At 35.7% G+C, this 25,422-nt stretch carries 36 protein-coding genes and 1 pseudogene; 2 read left to right on the forward strand and 35 right to left on the reverse strand.

Annotated features, from left to right (window positions below; all coding sequences use genetic code 11):
• Positions 1 to 164: 164 nt before the first annotated feature.
• The 26 genes from RCJ96_RS26825 to RCJ96_RS26950 all read right to left on the reverse strand — a co-directional run bounded on the left by RCJ96_RS26825 (position 165) and on the right by RCJ96_RS26950 (position 21,207).
• A complete protein-coding gene (locus tag RCJ96_RS26825) occupies positions 165 to 1,214 on the reverse strand; it encodes an N-acetylmuramoyl-L-alanine amidase (RefSeq protein WP_446699937.1) in 1,050 nt (349 codons plus the stop codon).
• On the reverse strand, positions 1,211 to 1,420 hold the full coding sequence (locus tag RCJ96_RS26830; protein WP_325806888.1) for a hypothetical protein: 210 nt from the start codon (positions 1,418 to 1,420) through the stop codon (positions 1,211 to 1,213). Before RCJ96_RS26830 ends, RCJ96_RS26825 begins: the two co-directional genes overlap by 4 nt.
• Before the next feature lie 3 nt (positions 1,421 to 1,423).
• Positions 1,424 to 1,657, reverse strand: coding sequence for a hemolysin XhlA family protein (locus RCJ96_RS26835; RefSeq protein WP_446699938.1), 234 nt, complete (start codon positions 1,655 to 1,657; stop codon positions 1,424 to 1,426).
• 67 nt (positions 1,658 to 1,724) lie between these two features.
• Positions 1,725 to 1,886, reverse strand: a complete 162-nt coding sequence (locus tag RCJ96_RS26840; protein WP_446699939.1) for a hypothetical protein — start codon at positions 1,884 to 1,886, stop codon at positions 1,725 to 1,727.
• Complete coding sequence (locus RCJ96_RS26845; protein WP_446699940.1) at positions 1,886 to 2,533, reverse strand: hypothetical protein; 648 nt, start codon at positions 2,531 to 2,533, stop codon at positions 1,886 to 1,888. Before RCJ96_RS26845 ends, RCJ96_RS26840 begins: the two co-directional genes overlap by 1 nt.
• 12 nt (positions 2,534 to 2,545) lie before the next feature.
• On the reverse strand, positions 2,546 to 4,264 hold the full coding sequence (locus RCJ96_RS26850; RefSeq protein ID WP_446699941.1) for a BppU family phage baseplate upper protein: 1,719 nt from the start codon (positions 4,262 to 4,264) through the stop codon (positions 2,546 to 2,548).
• 59 nt (positions 4,265 to 4,323) lie between these two features.
• On the reverse strand, positions 4,324 to 6,816 hold the full coding sequence (locus RCJ96_RS26855; RefSeq protein WP_446699942.1) for a phage tail spike protein: 2,493 nt from the start codon (positions 6,814 to 6,816) through the stop codon (positions 4,324 to 4,326).
• Positions 6,813 to 8,294, reverse strand: coding sequence for a distal tail protein Dit (locus tag RCJ96_RS26860; RefSeq protein ID WP_446699943.1), 1,482 nt, complete (start codon positions 8,292 to 8,294; stop codon positions 6,813 to 6,815). The genes RCJ96_RS26855 and RCJ96_RS26860 overlap by 4 nt, the downstream gene beginning before the upstream one ends.
• Positions 8,295 to 8,335: 41 nt before the next feature.
• A complete protein-coding gene (locus RCJ96_RS26865; protein ID WP_046646699.1) occupies positions 8,336 to 11,947 on the reverse strand; it encodes a phage tail tape measure protein in 3,612 nt (1,203 codons plus the stop codon).
• Between the two features lie 15 nt (positions 11,948 to 11,962).
• Positions 11,963 to 12,145 carry a hypothetical protein gene (locus RCJ96_RS26870; RefSeq protein ID WP_446699944.1) on the reverse strand — a complete coding sequence of 61 codons (183 nt, stop codon included), beginning with the start codon at positions 12,143 to 12,145 and terminating at the stop codon, positions 11,963 to 11,965.
• Between the two features lie 32 nt (positions 12,146 to 12,177).
• Positions 12,178 to 12,540 carry a hypothetical protein gene (locus RCJ96_RS26875; RefSeq protein WP_446699945.1) on the reverse strand — a complete coding sequence of 121 codons (363 nt, stop codon included), beginning with the start codon at positions 12,538 to 12,540 and terminating at the stop codon, positions 12,178 to 12,180.
• Positions 12,541 to 12,545: 5 nt separating this feature from the next.
• Positions 12,546 to 13,118, reverse strand: a complete 573-nt coding sequence (locus RCJ96_RS26880; protein ID WP_446699946.1) for a major tail protein — start codon at positions 13,116 to 13,118, stop codon at positions 12,546 to 12,548.
• Positions 13,119 to 13,448: a hypothetical protein gene (locus tag RCJ96_RS26885; protein ID WP_270794129.1), complete on the reverse strand. Its 330-nt coding sequence runs from the start codon at positions 13,446 to 13,448 to the stop codon at positions 13,119 to 13,121.
• Positions 13,448 to 13,789 (reverse strand): HK97 gp10 family phage protein, encoded by a 342-nt coding sequence (locus RCJ96_RS26890; protein ID WP_270794127.1) that lies wholly within the window; start codon positions 13,787 to 13,789, stop codon positions 13,448 to 13,450. The genes RCJ96_RS26885 and RCJ96_RS26890 overlap by 1 nt, the downstream gene beginning before the upstream one ends.
• Position 13,790: 1 nt before the next feature.
• Entirely contained in the window at positions 13,791 to 14,144 is a 354-nt protein-coding gene (locus tag RCJ96_RS26895; RefSeq protein WP_270794416.1) for a phage head closure protein, read from the reverse strand.
• A 1-nt stretch (position 14,145) separates the two neighbouring features.
• Entirely contained in the window at positions 14,146 to 14,439 is a 294-nt protein-coding gene (locus RCJ96_RS26900; protein ID WP_046646686.1) for a hypothetical protein, read from the reverse strand.
• Between the two features lie 11 nt (positions 14,440 to 14,450).
• Positions 14,451 to 15,599: a phage major capsid protein gene (locus RCJ96_RS26905; RefSeq protein WP_046646684.1), complete on the reverse strand. Its 1,149-nt coding sequence runs from the start codon at positions 15,597 to 15,599 to the stop codon at positions 14,451 to 14,453.
• Between the two features lie 3 nt (positions 15,600 to 15,602).
• The gene (locus tag RCJ96_RS26910) at positions 15,603 to 16,397 is read right to left on the reverse strand and encodes a head maturation protease, ClpP-related (RefSeq protein ID WP_046646683.1); all 795 of its coding nucleotides are present in this window, start codon (positions 16,395 to 16,397) and stop codon (positions 15,603 to 15,605) included.
• Positions 16,381 to 17,544: a phage portal protein gene (locus tag RCJ96_RS26915; RefSeq protein ID WP_172656207.1), complete on the reverse strand. Its 1,164-nt coding sequence runs from the start codon at positions 17,542 to 17,544 to the stop codon at positions 16,381 to 16,383. The genes RCJ96_RS26910 and RCJ96_RS26915 overlap by 17 nt, the downstream gene beginning before the upstream one ends.
• Positions 17,545 to 17,552: 8 nt before the next feature.
• Complete coding sequence (locus tag RCJ96_RS26920) at positions 17,553 to 19,226, reverse strand: terminase TerL endonuclease subunit (protein ID WP_446699947.1); 1,674 nt, start codon at positions 19,224 to 19,226, stop codon at positions 17,553 to 17,555.
• On the reverse strand, positions 19,223 to 19,534 hold the full coding sequence (locus tag RCJ96_RS26925) for a P27 family phage terminase small subunit (RefSeq protein WP_046646679.1): 312 nt from the start codon (positions 19,532 to 19,534) through the stop codon (positions 19,223 to 19,225). Before RCJ96_RS26925 ends, RCJ96_RS26920 begins: the two co-directional genes overlap by 4 nt.
• Positions 19,535 to 19,656: 122 nt before the next feature.
• Positions 19,657 to 19,992, reverse strand: a complete 336-nt coding sequence (locus RCJ96_RS26930) for an HNH endonuclease (protein WP_446699951.1) — start codon at positions 19,990 to 19,992, stop codon at positions 19,657 to 19,659.
• Positions 19,988 to 20,260 (reverse strand): hypothetical protein, encoded by a 273-nt coding sequence (locus RCJ96_RS26935; protein ID WP_046646678.1) that lies wholly within the window; start codon positions 20,258 to 20,260, stop codon positions 19,988 to 19,990. The genes RCJ96_RS26930 and RCJ96_RS26935 overlap by 5 nt, the downstream gene beginning before the upstream one ends.
• 6 nt (positions 20,261 to 20,266) lie before the next feature.
• The gene (locus tag RCJ96_RS26940) at positions 20,267 to 20,521 is read right to left on the reverse strand and encodes a hydrolase (protein ID WP_073569416.1); all 255 of its coding nucleotides are present in this window, start codon (positions 20,519 to 20,521) and stop codon (positions 20,267 to 20,269) included.
• A 258-nt stretch (positions 20,522 to 20,779) separates the two neighbouring features.
• Positions 20,780 to 20,962 (reverse strand): hypothetical protein, encoded by a 183-nt coding sequence (locus tag RCJ96_RS26945; protein WP_142238394.1) that lies wholly within the window; start codon positions 20,960 to 20,962, stop codon positions 20,780 to 20,782.
• Complete coding sequence (locus tag RCJ96_RS26950; RefSeq protein ID WP_438906718.1) at positions 20,959 to 21,207, reverse strand: hypothetical protein; 249 nt, start codon at positions 21,205 to 21,207, stop codon at positions 20,959 to 20,961. Before RCJ96_RS26950 ends, RCJ96_RS26945 begins: the two co-directional genes overlap by 4 nt.
• Before the next feature lie 105 nt (positions 21,208 to 21,312).
• Between RCJ96_RS26950 and RCJ96_RS26955 the strand changes: the two genes are divergently transcribed.
• The gene (locus RCJ96_RS26955; RefSeq protein ID WP_042513455.1) at positions 21,313 to 21,492 is read left to right on the forward strand and encodes a hypothetical protein; all 180 of its coding nucleotides are present in this window, start codon (positions 21,313 to 21,315) and stop codon (positions 21,490 to 21,492) included.
• Positions 21,493 to 21,563: 71 nt separating this feature from the next.
• On the opposite strand, the gene RCJ96_RS26960 is transcribed toward RCJ96_RS26955, so the two are convergent.
• Complete coding sequence (locus tag RCJ96_RS26960; RefSeq protein WP_438906719.1) at positions 21,564 to 22,154, reverse strand: C1q-like domain-containing protein; 591 nt, start codon at positions 22,152 to 22,154, stop codon at positions 21,564 to 21,566.
• Between the two features lie 193 nt (positions 22,155 to 22,347).
• On the opposite strand from RCJ96_RS26960, the gene RCJ96_RS26965 reads away from it, so the two are divergent.
• Positions 22,348 to 22,707, forward strand: a complete 360-nt coding sequence (locus RCJ96_RS26965; protein WP_074607863.1) for a cytoplasmic protein — start codon at positions 22,348 to 22,350, stop codon at positions 22,705 to 22,707.
• Positions 22,708 to 22,806: 99 nt separating this feature from the next.
• Here the strand turns inward: RCJ96_RS26965 and RCJ96_RS26970 are convergent, their stop codons facing one another.
• From RCJ96_RS26970 to RCJ96_RS27005, 8 genes and pseudogenes are all read right to left on the reverse strand, one after another.
• The gene (locus tag RCJ96_RS26970; RefSeq protein WP_438906720.1) at positions 22,807 to 23,202 is read right to left on the reverse strand and encodes a sigma factor-like helix-turn-helix DNA-binding protein; all 396 of its coding nucleotides are present in this window, start codon (positions 23,200 to 23,202) and stop codon (positions 22,807 to 22,809) included.
• A gap of 37 nt (positions 23,203 to 23,239) precedes the next feature.
• Positions 23,240 to 23,362 carry a DUF3983 domain-containing protein gene (locus tag RCJ96_RS26975; protein ID WP_270691812.1) on the reverse strand — a complete coding sequence of 41 codons (123 nt, stop codon included), beginning with the start codon at positions 23,360 to 23,362 and terminating at the stop codon, positions 23,240 to 23,242.
• Positions 23,349 to 23,537 carry a DUF6877 family protein gene (locus RCJ96_RS26980; RefSeq protein WP_284994717.1) on the reverse strand — a complete coding sequence of 63 codons (189 nt, stop codon included), beginning with the start codon at positions 23,535 to 23,537 and terminating at the stop codon, positions 23,349 to 23,351. Before RCJ96_RS26980 ends, RCJ96_RS26975 begins: the two co-directional genes overlap by 14 nt.
• Positions 23,534 to 23,710: a hypothetical protein gene (locus tag RCJ96_RS26985; protein ID WP_242291274.1), complete on the reverse strand. Its 177-nt coding sequence runs from the start codon at positions 23,708 to 23,710 to the stop codon at positions 23,534 to 23,536. The genes RCJ96_RS26980 and RCJ96_RS26985 overlap by 4 nt, the downstream gene beginning before the upstream one ends.
• A 165-nt stretch (positions 23,711 to 23,875) precedes the next feature.
• Complete coding sequence (locus tag RCJ96_RS26990) at positions 23,876 to 24,412, reverse strand: dUTP diphosphatase (RefSeq protein WP_446699948.1); 537 nt, start codon at positions 24,410 to 24,412, stop codon at positions 23,876 to 23,878.
• Between the two features lie 60 nt (positions 24,413 to 24,472).
• Positions 24,473 to 24,910 carry a hypothetical protein gene (locus tag RCJ96_RS26995; RefSeq protein WP_446699949.1) on the reverse strand — a complete coding sequence of 146 codons (438 nt, stop codon included), beginning with the start codon at positions 24,908 to 24,910 and terminating at the stop codon, positions 24,473 to 24,475.
• Between the two features lie 50 nt (positions 24,911 to 24,960).
• Positions 24,961 to 25,233, reverse strand: a complete 273-nt coding sequence (locus RCJ96_RS27000; protein ID WP_446699950.1) for a hypothetical protein — start codon at positions 25,231 to 25,233, stop codon at positions 24,961 to 24,963.
• A 1-nt stretch (position 25,234) separates the two neighbouring features.
• Positions 25,235 to 25,422, reverse strand: a pseudogene (locus tag RCJ96_RS27005) (ERCC4 domain-containing protein); the annotation flags it as partial.

Consider the following 25,422-nt stretch of genomic DNA (forward strand, 5'->3'; position numbering starts at 1 on the left):
CAACTAAGTTTACCAAAGTACCATTAAGTCACCGTTAAGCTAGCATTAAGGATTTTAGTATACATTTACTCTCCTTCAACCATATCGTTAAATTTAAAGGTACATTTTTATAAAATAAATAAAAAAAAGCCGACTCAATTAAGAGCCGGCACTTTTTATGTTTACTATTTAATTTTTACATAATAAGAACTTGCCGTAATGTAATACACATTCCCTCTACTATTCTTCACTTTATATTGTGATGAACCATTAACAGAGATTTTATCGATGATTGTAAATCCTAATCCTGTATCAACTGTACCTGCAGCATAGCTTGTATTCCATGTAGGACGATCATAGTAGTTTAAACTATTAACCTTTGATTCTACCCTTTTACCAACTACAGATACATCTTGTCCACTGTTATAACGAATGTATGAAGAATCATAATAAATCCACTGATTCCCTCCAAGGTTCAACCAATTTCCGAGCTTACCCCAAACTTTATATGATTCGCCTTTTTGGAGTTTACGGATAATATTATTGCTTGTGGATGGACCAGACCGAAGGTTAACATTTCGACCATCGATATAAGCCACTCCATTTGCTTCTAACACACTTTCAGATGGTTGTTGCGGCTTTGCTTCCACAGTGACAGAATGACCGTTATACGTCTTTAAAACATCGTTTCTAAATTGATATTCTGATACACCATGACTTTTTAGATATTGTAGCGGGTCCTCATGATCTGTACCTCCCAGTTTGTATGTAATATCTTTATGAGTCCATAACCCAACACTTGGATGAATATTTCTATCCTTTAAAATCTTAGCAAGTAACTTTACATATCTTTCATATGATTTCTTAAATTTAACAGGGTCACTTGTTTCGGATAATTCCACATGAACGAATCTTTTATTGGCAGCTGGACCAGCTCCCCAAGCTTGATATTTAGTAGAAGCAATTTGAATGGTTTCATTCCAATCCGTTGCATAATGAACGAATGCACTACGCCACGTTCGAGCTTCATAGTTTCTAATATTAATAGCCGGTGCTTCTGGTGTTGCTGTAGAATGTGCCACAACACCTTCATATGCTCCATATCCATTACGATATTCGACTTTTGGAAGCCCTGGAATAATCATTTCTCTATCTGCAAAAACATTTGCTGCAGAAGTTAATGTAATCATGGCAGCCATCGAAACTGAAACTAAGATTTTAATAGATTTTTTCATTTGTCATCTTCCCCTTTTTCTTCATGATCAGTCCAAATACCCAGTGCGATACCAAATAAGTAGACTGCCTTTTGAATCGTGTCTAATTTCCCCTCAAACCCTGTAATTCCGAATGCTGATAAAACTAATCCAGCGCATGAAAAAAGCGCAACATGAGTTTTCCAGTTACGCAAACGTCTTTTAATATTTTCTTTTGTAAGCGGCACTCTCTACACACCACCTTTTAATAACAATCCAATTAGCGCCATTACAATTGCCCCGATAATAATTCGAAGAATCCATGTAGTGTTGGCACTAATTTTATCAAGAAGCTTATTTATATTTACGATGTCCTTTTCGTTGACAGTGGTACGTGTTTCTAAATTACGAATATCACGCTGCATATCTTTCTGGTCTGATTTAATTTGTTGGATCTCTTGCTTTAAATCTTGAATTTCTTGCATTGATTCAGCTCCTTTTTTCAAAATAAAAAAGCCTACTATAAGCACGCTTGTCTTTAAAAGCCGTATTTTATACTAAATAAGCCGTTACTACGCTATCCGTAATTAAATCTGCTCTTCCATTATCAGTTAGGTATTTATCAATACGCTCCTTGTACGTCTTCATTTTGATAATAATAAACGTATACGTAAAAGCTCCATCGATAACACGTTGTGCCATATATTCAGCCATTAGTTACTACCTCCTTCTAGTGTTTCTGGAGTATTAGAAATGATGAGATCATCAATCGCCGATTGCATAAGGATCAAGCGTTTCTTTAACTCTGCTAATTCATCTGGAGTTGGATTTTGTATAATCATTTCATCTATAGCTTGCTGCATTAATTCCTGCTGTTTCTTAATTTTTTCTAATTCAGACGGCTCTTCTGGTTGCGGCTCTTCTATCTTTGGCTCAACCGTTTTCACCCATTTACCTTCCTTGAATACAGGCTCGTAAGCTAACCACGGGCAAACTTCTAAAGTACAGTTAGGAGGGATGTCAGGCTCATAGCCAATAATAACATCCTCTTCATAAGGTACTTGAACTGTTTCATACCTCACGCTACGCATAACACAATCAGGACAGTCATGTTTGTCAATAGGTTCTTCATAGATAGGCGGGTACTCTCCCTCTCCTTCCTCCTCTTCAGGTCGAGGAATCTCGACAGGTACATACGTACCATCCTCAATGGACTGGTGAAGCGCGCATAATTTCTCTTCCGTGACAACCTCTTTCGTTTCTTCTCGGTAAAATGTTTGCTTCTCGTAAATCGGTTTTTCATCGATAGGTATCATCTCAGTGAACTTGCCGTTTTCGTCATAACAATAGCCATATGCCATAATATTTCCTCCTTAATCTACTACGTACGATAATAAGATATAATAATCCTTACCTGTGATAACAGGTGAGATTGTTTGGAGTTGGACAACTCCTGTATCGCTAGGGATTGTAAAAAGAGCAGGCGTTCCATCATTTGAAAAAACTACTTGAGAGAGTAGCATAGTAGGTCGCATCCCTGCAGGTATTGTAAATACATGTCCGTTGGTAGACCCCACCTTTCTTCTGATTGGTGCCCTTAAAGTTACTGTATTACCTCTTCTGTCAGCTATAACCCCGTAAGAAGTAATCAATTCAGCATCAGCTGTTACGGGAATAGTTGCTCTATCATCTTTCTCGGCTGTCATGACATTTTTACCTTTGTATGTTAAAAACGTAGGGCTAACCCTCAAACCTGAAGTACTATTCCACGGGCTACTTCCATGCCCCATGTACATAAAGTCTTCACCAGTGTCATTCACATATCGACCTACGCCCGCAACTGTAGTAGCGGAGCCCTCATCTGTGTAGAAAATACCTTTTGCATTTGCATTTCGTTTATGTTGTTCTTGTTGAATAATGGCATTTGTACCCATTTTTTGAGTACCTGTAATCGTGTCACCTGTTTTCTTCACAAGGTTATCAGCGTTTACTGTGAATGTACCATCTGCATTTTTAACCCAAAAGTATTTACCACCTGCTTCGTCCCACGAGTAGAATCTACCATTAGAATCAATCCCTATATTACTTTTACGGTTGCCGTCTTTATCGTTAAAATCTATAGGTTGTGCCTTATCCATTACTAATTTACCTGTCATTGCATCTCCTGTTTTCTTTAACAGGTTCGTGTTTGATGCGCTAATTACGAAATTATCATTTTTAATATCATAATAGAAAGGCGTTTTAGCTAAAGTTGAGTACCAATAGTAACGCCCATTATTATCAACCATTTGGGTAATTCCTTCTACTCCGTTACCTACTTTAAATCCCTTGTTAGGAGTGTTAATTTGTAAATCTCCTGTCATCGTATCGCCTGAGTTTTTCAACCAGTTTCGACGGTCACCTACTCGCAAATGCTCTGAATAATCCCAGTCACCTTTACCTGCCGTCTTTTCTGTAACGGCTGTCCAAGCGGTACCGTTCGTGTTATCCATGAACAGTCTAGTTCTCCTGCCTGTACCTGCGTTCATGAAAATAAACTCTCCAATCGCCGTGAAAGTCGTACCATTTAAAGCACCTGTCATCGTTCCACCTGTTTTTGGCAACGCTCCCTTCGCTAATTCCCCTGCTGCAATAATCCCGTTAATATCTACACCTTCAAGTTTCTCCCCTGCTTCAATTGCTTTTTGAATAATTGTAAATTCGTTTGTTGATTCTACCGCGCCATCACCCGAATATGATTGTTTAACAGTGAAACCAAACGGTTCTGCATCTAACTCCTGATCCTTTTCAAAAATCCGAACTTGCCCATACACATTTCCTGCAGCTGCTAGAGTTTGTGTTTTTAAGATGATTTGATATTTACCTTCCATCGCATTAATCGGTTGCAAATCTTCCTGAAATACTGTTGTACCGTCTGGCTTTTTAAAAGTGATTCGAACCGCTTTCGCCTGACTTAAATCTAATTCTTGTCCTTCATTTGTTATGTTTAATACTAATTTAGCGGAATTTCTATCACCTTGTGAGAAACGTATTTCCTTTGTGGATATCTCATTTACTAAATCTACAGTAAGCTCACGTGTTTTGAATGTCATATAACCACTCCTTTATTTATGCAAAATAAAAAAGACCAGCGTTTGCTGCTCCCTCGGTTTTAACTAATTAATTTTTGAAGTAATGCTTTCATTTCTGATACTTCATTTTCAAGTGTTACTACCCTCTTCTTGAGTTGCTCATTTTCTTCTTCTTTCTCTTTTTCTTTTTTCGCATATTCTTCTAAGAAAGTAACGAATTTATCATAAAGTTCTTGGACAGATGCGGCGGTTAAAATCAATGTAGTATATTGTCTCACGCCATCCTTTTCTGGCGTTGTGAAAATATCATCTGTCTCTTCTGCAACTACGCCATAATAAGCAGGAATATCCTTAGTTGTATATGGTGTCGTTCGATCAGGCGGCTTGTTCATCCTCATTTGGTATAAATCATACATATCTTTTTTTAGATAGTACTTTTTCACCTTTAACCCTAAAATCTTCTCTAAAGCGGAAAAAGGTAATTCATGAATGGCCGTTTTAATTCTCTCTGTCGATCTGTTTATATGCTCTATGGCATAAGAATTTTGTTCTGCCCACAAGTTTGTACCTGAACGAATCCCCCCATGCGCGGTTACTTCCGCGACCTCAATACCACGAAAATCATTACCTGAAGAATTCATTATTTGCAATAGCTTATCATACCCAGAAGCTGTGGAAGAACGAATTCTATGATTGCCTCCCAATAACAAATCAAAGTTCACTCCATTGACTTGAATAAAATCCGCAACAGTTTTACCTGCATGCTTAATAGAAACACCATGCCCACCATCTAGAACGAGAGAATTATTTGCATTAAGCCACATATTAGTTTGTGCAGTCATACCTACATTTCCCTGTGCTGTTAAACGGACGCTACTTTCTAATCCGTTTAAATCTACAAATCTATAATAAACACCATTACCATCTTTATAGATAGTACCAACGTTCTTTCCTGTTCCATCACCTTGTCCTAAAACGATGTATGGATTTAACGTTTTACTGTTATATTCATTCTCAAATCCCATTATCATTTTAGGTACACCTTGATTAACAAACTTCAACACTTGGTTCTGCATATGGATATATTCTTTTGTATTACTCGTTTTGATGGTCATACCTTCAAGTAATCCTGCAATTAACCATTCGGCTTTTACTTTACCAACTAGATCAATAAGTTCTGAATTTATAAGTACACTTTGCGGAGTTATATTTAATTCGGAAGCAATATCGCCTTTTCCGACTTTTGCCTTTATTTCTCTCGCGTTAACATCTAATGTGGATGATAACTTTTCCATCTTCTGATTGACAGCTTGAGCATTTAAACGTATTGATTCATCTGTTTGCTCAAGACTTGTCTTCATAGCAATTAATCTTTCGTTAAAACCACTTGAAGTATCTTCTACTTGCTTTTCAAGTAATTTTAAAGCATCCATATCCGCCTTATCGTATAAAGAATCACGAAGTTTATTATATAGCTTTTGTAACTCTTCTCTTGTATCCACAATTTCACGGTAATCACCAAAGATATATTTATCCTTCGATGGATCAGTGAAAGATTCATCACCAGATATAGCTCTAGCTATTAAATATAATTTTGGTGTGAATCCTGTATCTTTAATTCGAATAGTGTCCCCTTCGTTAATAAGTTCATGAGACAAGTCAAAAATACGCCCAATACTATGCGCGCTTACTTCATAAGAAACCGAAGTGTTAATACGTTTTTTCATCTCAGTCTTCATAAGAGTAAGCAATCGTTTTGAATCCATATCGTCATTTTCTGTTTCTGGACTATAAAAGCCAAATTTATGCTTCCCGTCTTCATTCCACCTTTGAAATGCATCGTTGTCCACAAGATAAGGTACACCATTATTCACATCAGCAATCGTAATGAAATCTTTACCTTCTTTTTTCACAAAGCCAAGTAAAGCCGTACAGATATTTTGGGAGTTTTCAATTCTCTTGATGCCTATTAAATCTTTACCAAGAGTAACTTCTTTTCCTGTATCATTACCGCGTTTTTCAACCATATCTACATAACGAGAAACAATCTTGGGACCAACAACTTCGGCTCTGTATTGAATTTCCAAATCAAATAATGATGCGATTTTCTTTAGAAGTGAAAGTGGATCGATAAACTCATCAATTGTCATGGAACGAAAACTCGAATACATCGTTTTTCCACGTTTCCATTTCGTACCGGCGAGAGCTATATCCATCATTTCAATTACGGTCTTTCCTTCTAACTTTTGTGGAGGAATCCATCCCGCTTTTGCAAGCTGAATCCATTCACCAGATGCATAAGCCGTAAGTGATCTATCTTCAGAATCCGTTTCTACTTCTGTGATTACATATGGAACAATACGCCCATCACGAACCTCTTTTAACACTAAGTTTTGTTGCATAAGTGAAATTGCATTTTTTGTTTTATCAAATACTTTAAACTCTAAAGTATCAATATTATTTTTAATTTCCCAATGTCTTTTATCATCCCAATAATCTTTTGGTTGAATGGCTGCGATAATCTGATTTGTTTGGAAATCAACAACATGAAGTGTTCCGCTCGGTCCCCTCATCGATATCGCTCCCCAAAAGATATGCTTGCTTTAACATCAGGCGGCATTATATCAATCCGATTATACCCTCTGATAATAGTAGGGAAATTACTGAATATAGATTTTAAATTGATAGCATCCTTACCGTTAATTGTGCATAAGCTCTTTTCGGTATCGATAATAATTTTGTCCCCAACATCATATATATAAGACCTCGTATTATCGCCAACTTTATTTATTTTCCAAATCTTTAAATCATCGATTTGTATGTTATCTACTGGTGGATTGTCTCCTAACTTACATATCGATATCATTACTTGAGCGACCTTCCGATTAGTCATTGGATTAGCACCATCATCAATCCATCGTTCAACAATTGAAGCATCGTCAATTTCTGTTCCATCTTTAAAACGTGCTACATAAACAGACCACTCTTTACCTCTTCTTGCTATACGCAACCTACCATAAAATTGATTAAATGTATTAGGATGTGCCCCGCTTGTATCTACCAATTTCCGTATACTATTAGGCGTTCCTGCATTTCCGATCCGCATGTATGCTTTGGTCATTTCTGCATCCCAATACAAACTATTCATGTTTATTCGTGTAACAATATTACTAGCATCATCGAGAAGAAGAACCTCAACTCGTCCCATTTCACCGATGTTCTTCGCTTTTAAACGCACCCATGTCTCCATTTCAAAATCTTGAATAGGGCCACCAGGAATACTCTTCTTTGCAATAGCACCATGAAAATTAGAGCCTTGTCCGTAGTCTTCGCAATAAAGTGCGTAACCACCTCTTGATTTAAAACTACCTGTCCCTGTCATTTCTTCAACTTGTCCAGTAACAGGAGTCCATCCTACTGGTGAAGACATTTCATCCCATAGCACACGCTCTCGCTCTTGTACTGGTGTTTCATCCACAGTTCTTGGATAGCCAAGGCGGAAAAAATCACGCCCATTAGGGTATTCTCCAAACCAAACATCTAAGAAAGTCGATGGCTTTTTAACTTCAATTTCAATTATTGGTGAAGCTGCTACACTTCCCTTATTGGTTAAGTATGCTGTTGTTTCTGTGGACCAATTTTGAACAAATTCACTTTTTTTAATTTCACCTAATTTATATGGCATCGGGCATATGAACTTAATAACACCTTTCCCTAAGGTAACAAAATCATCCGGATCAAAACTATCATCAACAACTGCCAAATATGTTCGGTTAGGTGTCGCGTCAAAAACAAGTTCAACTGGTTGTTCAGTAATAAGCCAATCCGCAATTTCCTCTTTTAACATCTCTAAGTCAGAGCCATCCGGAACAATAATTCCTACAGGGACAGGAAGCGGACGTGGATCAGTATCTGTATTTAATACCCTTGCCCCTGGATATCCAGGTGTCTTTAAATAATTCCTTTTTAACGGTGCCCATGTGGTCGGGCTCCATCCTTTCTCTATTTGGATGTATTCCTTTCGTTGATTATTAAATGTAAAAGAACTCATGTTACCACCTCATTTCTATATAAATTAAAAGAAACCCAATCCTAAAAGGCTGAGTTTCTTTTTTCTTCTCGCTCTTGATATTCTTTTGTATATCGATAAGTTCCACGAGCAACATCTCTTCCTTCTAATACAACAGGAACTTCGATAATTAAATCTCCACCTTGTGTTGGAATCATTCCGTTACCTGATTGTCCAGAAGAATAATTAAACACTTGGTTTACAATCCCATTTGTCATAGCTTGTCTGCTATTTGACATATTTCCATATACACCACTCATAACATTTTTCAATCCTGATAATTGACTCATAGAATTAGCCATCATACGAGTCATATCAATCATTAATTGATTTATATTTCCTGGCATAATAAAGGATTGTTCCTGTGGCATCGCTGCTGCTATTCCTGCACCAATGGCTCCGAGTGTCTTTTTATTTAAAGGTAAAACCGCTTCTGGTCCTGCTTCCCCAGCACCTTGTAAGTTTCCACCCATCATTCCAAAGATAGTCGGTTTAGTGAAGATACCACCTTTCGCGCGCCAGTCAATATTAATTCCCGATGGGTAAGAAATGTCTTTCCCTAAAACATTTTTCGTACTAGTTTGTAAACTAAAGTGTGGAAGAGGTGGCATTTCAGGTTTAGGAATTTTTAACTTCAGATTTGTAAAGAATCCCTTTATTTTACCGATAAACTCTTCTACTTTTCCAACTGCATCTCGTATTGGATCAATAATAAATCGTTTCGCTGCTTCAAATTTTTCTTGTGCTGCACTCTTTACAGAATCAAATTTTTCTCTAGCTGAATTATATAAATCAGTGAATTTTTGCTTTGCCTGATTATAAGCATCTGTTACTGGCTGAATAACATATTGTTTCACTAAATTCCAAGCTGTTAGCGTATAGGATTTTATAGATTCCCAATTTGATAATATCCAGTTAGCTAAATCTGCAAGTTTTTGCTTTGTTGTATTCCACAACTCTTGAACTGGTTGAATTACATACTGTTTAACCAAATTCCAAGCCATAAGGGTGTATGATTTTGCAAGTTCCCACTGTGAACTTAACCAAGAAACTAAATCACTAAACTTTTGCTTCACTATAGTCCAAGCTTCCTGGACTGGTTGAATAATATATTGCTTGAATAATCCCCAAGCAATTTGAGCCATCGCCTTTGCAATTTCCCACTGCGTACCAAGCCATGTTACCAATTCGCCGATTTTTGCACTCACCCAGTTATATGCTTCCTGAATCGGCTGAATAATATATTGAGATATCAAAGCCCACGCAATTTGTGCCCCTGCCTGTATTAATAGCCAACCTGCCTCTAAAACGACAGAAATTGCCGAAATAATTGGATCTAAAAATGTAAGTATAGAATTCCAGATTTCTTGCCATTTTTGGAACAATTGCATAAAGAATTGGGATGCTGTTTCGACCAATGTTGACCACCAAGACGATGCTGTCTCAACTAAGGAAGACAACCATCCTACCGCTGTTTCCACTAAAGAAGAGAGCCATGAAGAAGCCGTTTCGACTAAAGAAGACCAATAAGTCGATGCCGTTTCAACCATGGATGATAGCCATGTTGTTGTTGAGTCTACTAAAGATGACCACCAACTAGACACTGATTCTACAAGAGAAGATAGCCATGATGATGTTGTTTCGACTATTCCACCCCACAAGTTCGATAAATACTCTCCAATAAAATTAAAGGTATCTATCGTCCATTGTTTTATAGATTCCCAGTTTTGATAAATAACGACACCTAAAGCCACTATCGCCGCAATAATAATAGGAATTATAGCGACAATTCCCGCTGCCACTGCGGTTGCAACCCCTAAGGCGGATGCCACTACTCCGACTATACTCATTATTACGGAAACTATAGGAGCTAGCGCTAAAATCGCACCAGAAATAACCCCAATGGCTACTGCAACAGCTGCTAATGTGGCTGCTAATTTAGGATTATTAGAAATCCATTCTGCAAATTTAGTAATAACATCCGCTACAACACTAAGAACTGGCTTGAGCGCAACTTGTAAATCTTGCATCGCCTTTTGAAATTTCACTGCTGGATCAGAGTCCATTTTCTTAATAGAATCATTCAATTGATCTTGATTTTTTTTAAAATCAATAGTTTTTTCTTTCGCGCCCAGCAAGGTATTAATAATATTTTGCCCTTGATCCTCGTACATTGTACCGAATAGTTTTACACCTAATTCATTACGTTTTGTTTCATCTTCAACTTCTGATAAAGCCTGTGCAATCTGTGTCATGGCTTCTGAACCTTCACGTCCGCCATTTGCTACAGCTTGTCCCCATTTTTCAAGTTGTTCAGCTGAAATATTTGTTCCTTCAAGAGCTTCCTTCATTGCCTTATCGACACCTTGACCAAATTCAGCCGCTTTAATACGACCTTCTTTCAAACCATCTAAAAGGTTATCGATATTCCACGTTCCAGTTTCTACCCCTGCTTCCATTATCGCTTGGACTTCTTCAGCATTGTAACCAGCTCGCGTTAACTGTCCACCATACTCAGCTATAATATCTAGCTGTTCTGGTGGAAATCCCACTTTTAAAAGGGCATTTGTTAAAGTTAATGCCCCTTCTTGCGTCATCCCTAGTTCATTACCAATTTCATTTACTTCTTGAATTAATTCAGTAAAATCAATACCAGAATAAGCTTGAGCTATAGTTGCCGCTCCTTTTACCACAGCCGCGTTTGCTTCGTCACTAACACCTTTATTTAATGCCCATTGTCGGCGTACACCTTCTAGTGATTCCTCCATATCAAGCCCATAAGCTTGAACGCCTCTAACTGCATCCTCTACTGATTTTTTTGAAGACTCAGGAACATCAAATGATATATCAATTTTCGTTTGTAACTTTGACACATCTAATGCTTTTTCAATAGCTGTTGAAATACCGCCACCAGCTGCCAAACCACCGATAACATTTTCTAATCCAATTTTTAATCCTTCAAACTTCTTTTCTGTTTTACCTGCTTCTTGTTGTAAGTCCCTTAATTCATTTCGCACTTGCTGAATTGAATTACCAGCATCCACAGATCGAAGCGCACGTTGTAATTTATCAATATCTGTTCCTGCGCCCAATGCTTCTCGGCCGATAATTCCAATTGCTTGCTCTAACTGCTTACTTGTAGCTGTTCCACTTCGAATTGCATTCACAAGACGATTTCCTAATGCTCCTGCAAAATCATCAACACTTTTTCCTGTCGCGCTAAATAATGTTTCTAATTGCCTTGTGGAACTCGCCACATTATCTTGTTCAGCCTTCATATTTCCAAGCTTATTTTTTAGACCATTAAGAGACCCTTCTGTAAATTCAATCTCACGCCTGAATGCACGATACTGTTCTTCAGAAATTTTACCGTTTTGGAATTGTGCTTGAACTTGCTGTTCTGCTGCCTTCAACTTATCTAGCTTTTGTGTTGTATTTTCAATCTGTTTTGTAAGTAACTGTTGCTTTTGAGCTAATGCTTCCACATTACCAGGATCAAACTTTAACAACCGTTCAACATCTTTTAGTTCTTTAGTTAAATCATTACTTCGCTTATTTACATCTTTTAAAGCATTTTGAAGACCTGTAGTTTCTCCGCCAATTTCAATCGTAATCCCTTTAATTCTTCCTGCCATTTTCTCACCCCTTTCTTAGAATGAATCGAAGTCTTTTTGAACTGCTTTACGTGTTTTATCTTTGTCTGGATTCTCTATTTCAGCGAATTCAGCGATGTAATCAAAACAGTCACCAATTGTCATGTCTTCTAAATCCCAACTCGTTAATTTCGCTTTATAACAAAGAGCAAGGAACGTATCGGTGGTTAATTCCTCCACACTGAATGTCCCTTGCTCTCCATTATTTTTCTTTATTTTTTTTTTGCTCCCATAGTAACCTGAACTAATTCCATGACTTCCGGCATAATTTCTTCAATCGGGAATTCTTCAAATTCATCCAGCCATGTCATAGGATCAGGAATACTTGGATCAGCCGTTTTAGCGTATAACCAAGTTAAGTCATAAATAAATTCAAAATCGACTTTACTCATATCAACGTTAGACACATCAATAGGTTGTTCTGCCCCATCTGGTGAAGTTAAAGTATTAATTGCTCCTAACGCCATCAAATCCGCAAATAAATTACGTCTAAACTGAGCCTTATAACGTTTAACCGTTGCCGCTGTAGCTTTTAATCTGACTTTTTGTCCATCTATAATAATTGTCTTTTCCATCTAAATTAAGCTCCTTTTTTTAGATATGCGGCATTGTACCAACCGTCATAAATTGCCTGAGTAGTTTTAGAAGTTGTTTTTGTTTTAACCATTGGTTTTCCGCCTGGCACTAAAACAATTGGGCTTGAAACAAACTTCAATTCATTTGTATTTGGTTCAGCTGAAGTTGTTTTTGTTTTAGATGCAATAGTTGGACGACTCGCCGAACAGTTATACATGATATGTCGAGTTGCTTTTACATCACCGTCAAATTCAAATAACAATGCAAATGATTTTCTCTTTGCATTTGCGATTTCATTTAACACGCCATCCGTTTCATCCAATTGTTCTCCTAACACATCAATTGCAAATTGTTCTGGAATATTAGCAATTCCCAACGTGCCATCATAACCTTGGTTATTGTCAGCTGAATAATAAACCATATCGTCTGCGTAAAATTCCGTTAACTCACCCTTAGGCTCAAAGGTTAATTCAATTCCACCTGGCATTGGAATAGGAACTCCAAATTTAACCGCACCATTTGTTATATCTAATAATGCATAATGAACATTTTTTAAACCGAAAGTAACTTTGTTCATTTATATCAACCTCGTTTCATATATTTTTTGATACATTTTTTCAGATTCAATAAAAGTCCCATACGAATCATAAGGAATCTCATGATCGTCCAGGACTTTTTCAAGTTTCGCTTCCGCAATTAAGTCTTTTTTAATTGTGTAAAGCTCTATATTTAAATCATTAATCTGATGGTAAACCTTATTATCAGCCATTAAATTCGCTGAACCGTCCACAAGAAAACAGATATACGGTGGTTTTGGTATTGGGTTACCTGGTGTTGCCGTGAAATGCGAATAAGCCACAGGATAACCTGTAGCTTCAAGTATTTTTGTTACTTCACCTAATGTCATTATTGAACCGCCCTTTCGATACGTCTTGGCAATTCATTAATTACATACTCTTCAACTGGACGAATATGCACTTCCCCAGGTACTCGACCACCACCAACTTTTGCATGTCCATTTTCTAAAAGATGTGTTAATTGTCCTTTTGTATTATGAAGAACAACACCTTTACCTTCTTTTTTCTTACGCCATCCTTTACGGTAAGCACCTGTTTTTTTAGGGCTATTTTGCTTTAATTTATCTACAGCAATATCCCCTATTTCTTCGATTTCATTTTCTAAGTTTTCTTCCACAACTTGCGCATATCTTTGTAATTCTCTAGCAATCTCATTCGCAAAATCATTCATATTAAGTATGCTCCTTTGCGATAATGGTCAATGTTTGATACATCTCATCATCATTCATTGGTGGTTCGATAATATCAAAAATGCGACCTTTCATATTAATTCGCATTTCTTCCGTGATACCAGAGGTATAAGGAATCACAAAACGATAAACCCGAGTAGCATGTTCAGCTGAAGCTTCAATATACTCGGAACCTTTCATCGTCTTTATCATTGACCAGGCTTTTTTAACTACCTGCCAATCATCTGTTTCGATTACCTGGTTTAATTCATCTTTTACTACTACAGGTTGTTCAATGATGATTCGATTCCTAAAATCACCTGTATTTAATGGTTTTTTGTACTGAAAAGGACGCATATTATTCACCGTCCAATTTAATTTCTTCTAAAGCTTTTGCAATACCAAAATTATTAATTTCTGTTAAAAAGTTTTCGGCAAAATACTCTAGTGCATCATTATAAACATAGCGAGAACGTTCAAATACTAATTCTTTGAACGTCTCATCTTCGTTTATGTCATATGATCCACAATCTTTTATTAAAGCTTTATTGGATGCAAATAGGATGCGTCTTAGGTTATCATCCTCATCATCACCTAAGCGCATCCTATCTTTGAATTGCTGTAATATTTCAGTTGAAATTACTGTATCCATTCACATCATCCTTAACTTGTTGGAGTTGTCACTTCTTCAAGTTTCAAATCATATACTTGAGCTGCATATTTATCCTTTGGCTTACCTGTAGCATATTGTTTAGCAATATAAAGTGTTGCATCTTCTAACGCTAACGTTTGGTCGAACTTTTTAATCGGCTCCGTTCCACCCATCGCTGCAATATACTCTCCTTTAACAAAGAACAGCACTTTACCTTGTGGTACAAATACTGATTCTGTTGGAGTTGGATTAAAAGGCAAACTTGTTACATATACGCCAGCTGCGTTTAAAGTTGTTGCATTTGCTTGTACATCAAACGTATCGAATGGATTTGTCACCATAACTACTTTACCAGCGATATTTTTTGGTTTATCCGCGTCTTTGCCATCAGCTTTTAACTTTTTAGCAAGTAATTTAACAACGCCTTTTAATTCATTAATTGTTTTTCTTCCCGGTTCAAATGTTAAAGTGCCAGCGGATTTTTTATCTGGATATACACCACCAACAACATTTCCGCTTGGATCTTTTAATAAACCGATAGGTTCATTTTTACCTGTACCAATTACAAATCCTCGCTCTAATCCAACAGACATCGCTTCTGTAATCATTGTACGAACATAACGTTCTACCCAAACTGGTCCCAATTTTAACATATCGTTTGATAATGGGATAAACGCTGTTAATTTAAGTTGGGTAATAGGTTCTTTACGGAATGTAGCATTTAATTGACCTTGAATGTCACCAAATAATGGTCCCCATACCGCTGCACCTTCTGGATCACCATAAATAAGTTCTGTTACAGCTCCTAAGTTTTCTAATCCAATATGTTCTAAGAAAGGATGACCACTTACTAAATCTTCAAAGATTCGTTCTTGCGTTGTTTTAGGTAGAATTTCAGTATCTTTAAAGCCGCCTTCTTCCACAACTGCATTAAAGAATTTCATTTCTTCACTTGTTAGTACATTAGAGCCACGAGACTGCATAATAGAGCGGTCTACCATTGATTCATTTACTTGATTCAAGATATCCGAACGAACATCTGTAGCAAGTGCTTCAATCATAGAATTTAACGCTGCTGATTGTTCTTCCGCTGTGCCTTCCTGTGTTGCTTTTGCAAAAGCTAGTTTCTTCTCTTCGAAATTATTAAACTTAATAACCATATTTTATTTTCCTCCTAAATTTAAAAAGAGCGTACTCAGATTCTGTTTTGTATTAACAGGTTCTTGAATAGGCTCTTTTGGATTTGGTTTTGTATTAATTTGTAGCTCATTCAAAATTTCATTTTTCAGCCCTAATAATGCTGAATTTAAATCATCTTTGCTAATTCCCTCAGCTTTCCCTTTATTAATTGATCCGTTTCTAAAACTGTCGATTACTTTCTGTGGAATCATGGTAGAAACGGCACTTGAAGCGGTCATTTTAACTGGATTCTCCATAAACATGATTTCATCCACAAGATTATTTTCCAATGCTTGTTGTGGACCAAACCAAGTCTCTTCAGCCATCATGTTCAAGAGTTCCTCTTCTGTTTTACCACTTTTAATAACATAGGCGTTTACAATCGCGCGGTCTGTTGTCTTTAACATCTCTGCTGCCTTTGACATGTCACGATGATCTCCACCATTCCACATAGAAGCGTTATGAATCATGATTTGTGCTGTTGGAGAAATCCGAACTTTATCGCCAGCCATTGCAATAACAGAAGCTGCACTTGCTGCTAAACCTACAATTTGAATTTCCACATGACCAGGATAGTTTTTTAATTCTGTATAAATTTCTGACCCTTCATGTACATAACCACCTGGACTATTAATCGATACAATTAAATCGTCCCCGTTTGCATCAGCAAGTTTTTTTGTAAGAATTCCAGGGCTAGTTGCATCCATTTCAAACCACTCATAAATCCAAGCTTCATCATTAGAAATAATTGGTCCTTTAACGTCAATTTTTACCGTCATTTTCTTTCTCACCTCCTTCAGTTGCATTTGTTTCAGTATAATTTTTCGTGATGTAATGCTTATTTAAATTCGGATCATCGGAATTCTCATAATCCACTTCCGAACGAATTTCATTTCCTGTAAACGCACTCGAAGAAATAAGTTTATCGATACTTGTTGCAAGGTCGAATATACTTTGATAAGAAACAGCTTTAACTACAATTTTTTGCCCTAAAAGATATTCATTCATTTCGAAGAATTTAACATTCGCTTCATCTGATATCTTTTTTAATAATGGTTTCACTGTGAAAAGCATGTAATTTTTCGTTTGTTTCTCCACATCAGCCATTTCCCCATATAACAAAGCTGTGGGAATACCAATAGCCATTGCAACTTGATTTAAAAAGCCATTTGTCACTCTATTTATCTCTTCCACACTAGGACCATTAGCGGAACCATTATATACTTCCTCATACTTTATCCCTTTTTGTTGTGGAACAATAGCAATATCTTTCCCACCAATTGCTTTATATGTGTTATTTATAAACTCTTGTAACTTCTCTACCTGTTCTTTCGTTTTAGCACCAATCATATCCATATCAACAGTGCCACGGATTTGATTTTTACGTTTTTGTGAGCTTAATATTCTTCCAAACAAATCACCGTAATCAGCGAAAAGCCCATCAATCAGAGGAGTTAATTTAGCATTTCGATATTTCAAATGAATAACTTCACTTTGCCTAAAACTTCTCTTAAATTGATAATCTTTCACCGTCACATTCGTAAAGGTATCCTCGAATACAGCATATTCATTATGGATAAAATCATCAGCAATAAGTAGATCACCATCATCAGCTTGAATCACAAGGCATTCATTATCATAAATAAGTTTCCGGATAAAGACTTCCCAAAAGGAACTAGCTGTCATGTTCTTGTTAGGTCGTACATTTAATCGATAATACAGTTCATCTTTGATAAACTCTTTATTATTTTTCACTCGGAACTCCGATTGGCTAATTGTTCTCCCTAAGAACGAAATACATGTATCGATAGCTAATCGCTTCATATGGGTTCTACTTGCATTATCAATCAATAAATCTAGGTCCAGCATAAATGATAATTCTTTATTTCTATTAAACACTCCATCTAGCCACCCAATCGTTATCACCCCCTTTATTAGAATTTAATATCACTTAATATAAAATCAGTTGCTTCTTGGATTTCATCAGCTCTATAAAGAGCATGTACAAAACATTGGAAACCATCGGTTTTCCTACGCACTGGCTCTTTCTTTTCATACACTTTATTTCCATCACCTTTGATTACAACTAATACATTTTGCGTATACCACCGCATAAGAGGGTTATCATCAAAGATAATTTGTTCATTTGCAAATGCCATTTCAATACGTGGAGCTAGTAAACTATGAATCGCTTTCGGATTTCGTATAACTTCTATTTCAAATCCTTCCGCAACTAATAAAGGCCTAATTGCTTCCATACGGAAATTATCAGCTATAATCTTTTTAATTCCGTATTGCTCTCGCATTTCTACAAACCAATCTACTATATGTTGAGGATTAATCGTTGGTTCGTCCACAACTGTTAATAGCCCTTGTTCTTCCCATTCTTTTATTGGAGCAAACTTCTGTTTCTTATGCTCACTAGCCTTTTTAGAATATCCATAATAAATATCAACAAATTCTTTTCGGACAAAGGAATGTGTTTTGAATACATATTCACCATCGATTCTAAATAAAAGTCCACATGCCGCGAAATCTCGAATACTTGCAAAGTCTAACGCACCCATACATTCTTGACCGTATAATTCAGGGAACGGGCGATTTGTAGCAAGAATTTCCGACCATTTCGCAACCGAACGCTCTAAATTGGTAACAGGTAAATTCATACGTTTTGTCATGAACTCTTCTCGGTTACTTGGATCATCTTCTAGATCTTCGTATTCCTCTTTAATCGTTTCAAGTAATCCTTCAGCATACTCACTTAATGGCTTTGATAACATCGGATTTGCCATTTCCCAATTATCCTGGTCGTCTACTTCACTTTCATCATTCAGTTTACAAATGAATGGGAAAATAGCATTTGGACGTGCTTCACCATTTAAAACTTTCATTGCTTTTTCTTTTAATTTATCTAAAAAGCCATCTCGGACATATCCATCTGTACCAATGTAAAACTCGCGCGGATTTTTCTTTTTTCCCAAACCGCTGATGTGGACGCGGACATCTTTATTACTTTCATATTGATGGATTTCATCAAATGCAACCGCACCATCTCGCAAACCATCTTTCGTATCTCCATTAGAAGTTCTAAATTTCAATACGCTGCCAGTAACTTTTGAGGTTATTTGCGTTTCGGTTGCTTTAAAAGCTTTTCTTAATGTGTCATTTTCCCGTTTCCGAATGGTTTTCTTAACTTCATCAGGACTTGTTTTCGCTTGTTCTTCACTATTCGCAACTACGGAAATGTTATACTCTGGTATTCCATGCAATTCACTAATTAAAAAGTGAATAATGACAGATAGAAGACCATTTTTACCACCGCCGCGACCTAACATCCACAGGAACTTACGATAAAATACACGTCCATTTCTCTTATAAAATAAAAAGACGAATGCTATTAAGAATTTCTGAAATGATTGTAATGGGAAATACCACTTCTCTCCAAAGCGGATACATTTCTCTATCATTTCATCATCAAAATATAAATCGTCTCTGCTTAAAACATATTTTTCTAGGTATTGAATTAACAGTTCTCTTTCTTTATTGAACTTTATTTTTCCACTTCGATAAAGCTCAATATATTCTTCCACATACTTTTGTTTAATCATGTTAAATCACTTGAACTATAGCCAGTATCAGGAGCAATCGGTTTATCGATAAATTGTATATCTCGCCCTAGCGAAATTAAAGAACTGTTAATTTTATTTCTTTCACTTATTAGAGGGTGGGCTTTAACAAAAACCTGAGATCCGTTTTTAATTGTGACGGATTCACCTTCTTTATTGATTGTTTTGTTTATTTTTCTGAATGCACTAACCAGGTCAATGTATCGTTCCACTTTTTCAACCTGGACTAAATCCCCTGTATCAATGCTATTCATTAACTGTTCTTTTAATTTTGTAATGCTGACAGCCATCTACCCACCCCCTTATGCGCGTATTTTTGAAAAAAACCTGACAGTTAACCCCCTCCTCCGGTGCCCCTTAGAGCAATTTTTGATGAAATATTTTAAGGGGGGGTACTGTTTTTGATTCGTTTTTACCACTTTTCATCGTGTTCCCATTTATTTTGTTTCTTTTTAAAGATTCTTCCATGTTTTTTGTTATGGCAATCCACACAGGATGTTTCAAGATTCTCTTCATCAAGTGCAAGTTCAGGATAATCTTCAAGCTCTTTGATATGATCGACCACGAGCTGAATCTTCTTACGCTTTGCACTCTCACTGTACTCATTGGTGTCCACACGAACACGACCGTTTCGTTTACACTCCTGGCATTCATAGTTGTCACGCTTCTTTACTTGCTCACGTATACTCTTCCACTCACCACTGTCATAGAACTTACGCTTCTGTTGTTTGGTTTTGTATTCCTTAATCACAACAACCACCAGCATAAAATTGTCGTTCAGCTTCTCGTAACCTCAAAATGCCTTGAACTAATTCTACATCGCAGTTATTAATTAATAAGCAATACTTCTTTACCTTAGTTAAATCATATTGCACACGCCATGTATCTTTAGTTGTATCACGATATTGTACATCTTCCTTTTGCTTTAACGCTTCAATCAGTTCTTCTGTTGAGAACTTAGATAATAATTCTATTACACTTTTAGACTCAGCTTTTTGTTCATATACACCTTCCATCTATCCTCACTCCTTGCTACTTACTCTTAACGCGTTACCTCTATCTCTTTCCAATAAATCTTTTAATGGTGTTTGCTCGAGATATTCCATAGAATAAAACATTGGCTTCTGGCCATGTAGCTTATAATACTTGAATCGATTAACATCAATCCCAGCCTTCTTATTTGCTTTCTCATGTGGCTTGAGGTATTTGATATATGCTTTCTTATCAATAGGTATAAGACCAAGTACAGCAATCTTACCGTTTAAAATGCTGTCCATCTTATTACACTCCTTTGATATCATTCGCTGATATCTTAATGGCATCAGCTGTATTTTCAACTATGGATCGTGCCAACACTTTACCGTCACAATATAATTCAACTGTATTAACCTGATGTGTAAACTTACCCATAACCTGTTCTAACTTTGATAATGCAGCCACACATTCATTAGTAGCCTTTGTTAGTTCTTTAATATTCTCTTACGCTTCTTTCGTATCGATATTGATTTGTGCCGATCCTATATTTTTGTTTCCCATCATTTATCACCTCTAGCTAATTTTAAGAACTCCTTCAATCCATCTACAACCTCTTGATTATTCTCTACGAGTTCACCTTTAACGTAGATGTCTCCATTACCTTTAAGAGATATAATGTCTTGTCCACCAACATTAAAGTTAATACTTTCGTTTACATCTTTATTAGAAAGAAACATCGTCACCCTTCACCATCCATTAATTCATATTCTCTTATTCTTGTAAGTGCATCCTCAAGAGTACCTAAGATATTATCCGCGCTATTACATTCATTTACCTGTACACTTAACAGATCAACCTTATTTTTTAAGCCTTCCACAGTTTGTGATAATACTCTGACCGATTCCTTTAGTTCTTGGTTTTCCCTAGCTACATTAGATAAGTACTCAAGTTTCTTTTTCATTTTGATGTGTTCCAACATTGCATCCATTACTTACACCACCTATGTAATTTTTGCATAATAAAAGCATCCACTATGTGAACGCTTCGTGTTATTATATTTAAGCTATATTAATTCAGATTGTAGGTGAAACAAATGGAAAATAAGGAACCTGAACAAAAGTACGATCTAAGCAAGATATACAAATATACAGAGCACCCTGATAAAATTAGCGGTCGCTGTGATAATTGCGGCAACACCGCATTTAAAAGTTCCGTTAAAGATTTCATCTATTTAAGAGAATGCCGTCAATGTGGTATGAAGAAAAGTATCTAGCCCCATTGAGGGCTTTTTTCTTTACATTATAAAAAGCACTCCATAAGGAATGCTTTTTCACTCTTACTTTATTATGCTGGTGAAGGAAATCTAGCACATGAGAAAGCAGTATTAACAGTACCATCTATAAATCCTGATTGATTACTATCAAATACATTATAGACTCTATCTCCAGCTCTCAATTGTAATATTACAGTGTTTTCAATCGTATTGTTCAAAGTATGGAAATTTCCCTCTCCAAAATATTCATCATCAGACTCTCTTGTAAAGAATTCATCATTTACAAATAAACCCATACTAATTTTCACTGGAATATCATGATTAGCAGGTAAAAAACTTACACTCGAAGTAAAAACATATAATCCCGCTGTTTTTGCAGTAAACGTAGATGTCGTTTGATCATACTCATTATCATAGTCAAACCATAATACATTATATTTAACTTTATCATAGTTAAACGCTTTATATTCTTGGCCACTACTTTCCGCTCGGAAACCCGATGGTCTAATAGTTGGATCTGGCTTTTTTTCACAACAACAATCAACCTTCACAATGATTTGTTTTTTTTCTTCACAACATTTATCATATTTATCATGACTTTTAGAACACTTATGATCTTTTTTCTTATAATCATCACAATATTTACAATAATAATAGTACACACTCATCTTCTCCTTTACTCTATTTACTATATGGTATGTAAAGTAGATTAAAGGCGTTTGGACAAACTATTAAAAAAATAAGAGATTAATTTAAATAATAAAAGAGCAACCATGCATCAGTTGCCCTATTACTGTTTACTATCAACATTTCCTGGTATAATTTAGAAAAAGCAATTACTAAAGGAGGAAATCTATGATTAATGCAATAGGTATAGCTGTAATTCTTTCATATGACTTTAATAATAAAAATAAGGTTTTTCTTAATAAGAATAATGCAATTGTAGAAATTATTGAATCTAAAAAAATGATTGATTATAAAGGAAATCCTGTTATAGAACTAACATGTAAATATAGCATCTTACTAGACATAGACATTGATTGTAAATCACTTGATGACTATGCAGGAAAAGTATTTCCTTTCCTTAGCTCAGTAGTAGGATATGGTCTGGTTAGAAATGAAAATTATCTTTTTTCATATACTGATAAAACTACTAATAAACAACCGCACCCTAAACACATTAAAGAAATCATAGAAGACCTTTTAAATAAATAACCAAAAAGAGCAGCCATATTTACGGTTGCTCTTTCATCAATTTCTTATGTTATTACTATAATCGATATTTTCAAGAGTTAACATTCATAAAACTGGGTGTCAGTAAAGTGCAAGTTCTTCAGCAAACTTTATTCTTCTTATTATTTCAGCATGTTTCTTATAGATATAACTAGAACTGTAATTCATGTCCTCAGCTATTTCTTCTAATGTCATTCCATCCACATACTTCATTTTTAACACCCTGTTTTCTAACCCCTTGAACTTATTAATCAGTACTAACAAATTGTACATATCATTCATCTTATGTGCTAATTCATATTCAATTGCTTCAATACGTTCCTCTACCTTTGCACCTTCCGATTCAGCGGTTAAACGTACTTCTCGCAAATCACCACTTACCCAGCGTTTTAATTCAGTTTTTGTTTTGTCTAAGTTGTAATCTAAGTATGCGATTCGTTCTTCTAATTTCTGATAGTCTTTCAGCCAGTCAAACAAATGATGATTCACCTACTTTCTTGGGTCCTTCCACAATCTAATTTACAATACCAGCTTTAACAAAGATGTTTCTCCACGCTTTATTAGTTTGGTGTTTATCAACGGCTTTCGCACGTTTAGCAAGGCGTTTCTTTAATTTCTTTTTCTTATGATTGTTCATCGCTATCACCATGCACTTTCAAATAGTTTTGAGCAAATCGTAATTGTTGACCAATATATTCATCATCCTCATTACCACCACTTACAATCCAATCTCTAATACGATTATTGATATCTTGTAGCATACATAATGGTAATTTAGATGCTATTTCATTAATTTGTTGTAAATAAGTCATTCAATCACCTCACGCTTGAAGAACTTGTATTTTGCAATTGTTTTAAAGAACCAACTAGATCCATCCGCTTTTGAAAGTTCTTTATTTCCATTTTGGTAATAGATATTACTGATTTCACCCTTCAGGATTAACTCGAACACATCAGCTAGTGAAATTTCTTTATATCTTTCCATTAAAACTACCTACCTTTCCACTTAAAAACTCTAAATCTCATAAAACACGTTTATTTTCGTTTCTAAGACGTTTTACCATCTATACGACCAAATATATTAAGAAAGAAAAACAACTTAGTTTTTTCTTAATCTGATAAGCCATTTTTCAGTAAAACGAAAATTTTATTAATATCCAACCGCTAATCTATTAAAATTCTCTTCATTCTTTTCTTTATACATTCGAACAACGTCATCCCATGTAAATCCAGCAAATTCAATTGTTTTATAGAATAAATCCATGATTCCTAATAACGGACCTTTTGCACCAGCTTTATCTTTGAACTCCACTTTTCCAATTAGATAATTAACGTTCTTATCCATATGGAAGAAAGCTTTATTAAATCCATTAATTTTACTTTCTGTAATTCGAACTCTGTACATTGTTCGTTCAAGTTTGAAGTCCATCGCAACAGATAACCAGAAATGAAGGATATCAACCATTTCTTCTAATAATGATTCTTTCGGCTGTTCGAATTTTGTTGACCACATCTTGAAAGCATTTGTAACGTTCCATGCTTCATTCACTTCATTTTTTAATGCATAAGCTTTATTGAACATCGCATCATAGCGAAGATAATTCTTTTTATGTTTAACTTTGATATCATCATCAAGTGCCTTTTGCATTGTAAATAATTCTGTTAGATCCACTACAGTATTAGCCATTTTTAATTACATCCTTTCAATTTCTAATCGATATCCTGAGCCGAAGCCCAGGACAATTATTTATTCAGCAACTTTTTCATCATCAACAATTTTCAACTGACCAGGAGCAACTTCCGTTGTTCCATCAGGATTAACGTTATACTCAACGCCCTCGTGTGGTTCTTCATAGAACTCATCAATAGACATTTGAGAAGGCTCAAGAATGATATCAACATTTCCCCCAGCGAAAGGATAAAGCTGATTTACTACACCTTTTGCATCACGTTTTACATTTAACTTAATAGCTGTTTTCTTACTATCACGTAGAATGTTAGCAAATTCTGCACTAATTGGTTCAACTTCACTTTCTTCCACAGTTAGATGAACAATAGTACCTGGCATTTTTAATAATTCATCAGCATGTGGAAGTTCATCACTTAATACATGGAACATTAAAACTTCCTTTTTATCGTCCTTTTGCATTTTCTTGAATAATACGTTCAAATTTACCTTTGTCATGGTTCGGGCTCCTTTTGTATTAGATTAATATTAGAACTAAAGTTTTCCTGTTATTTCTGTGCGTTTCTGACCTTAGAAAGTCTTTCAGCCGCTTTTAATCTTTGTTCTTCCGTCATAACTCGTAAATTCTTCATCGTTACTTGTTTTTCTTGAAGAACGCCTTTAACAGCTGTTGGTCTTCCATCCTCTTCTTCTAAGGTCTCTAATTCACATAGATTACTAAGTTTTCGAATGTGTTTAGGAACAGTAGAGTAAACGTTCCACTGACCTGTACTATTATCAAAAACCAGTGTGGTTTCTTGTTCTTCACGAGAATAAGTCATATTAAAAAGCTCCTGTTTTAAGATAATGTTTTGCTTGATAATAAAAGTGGTAATATATCCAGTTACCGCTGTACTTGTTATCTAAATACACAATTTCAAAACCGTACTTTGCTTTAAATGTATTAAGTCTTCCAAGTAACGCCAATGGATTATATTTCGAACGATATTGACCCTTTAACATTTTTTCAT

The sequence above is a fragment of the Bacillus sp. BSL6 genome (assembly GCF_052928345.1).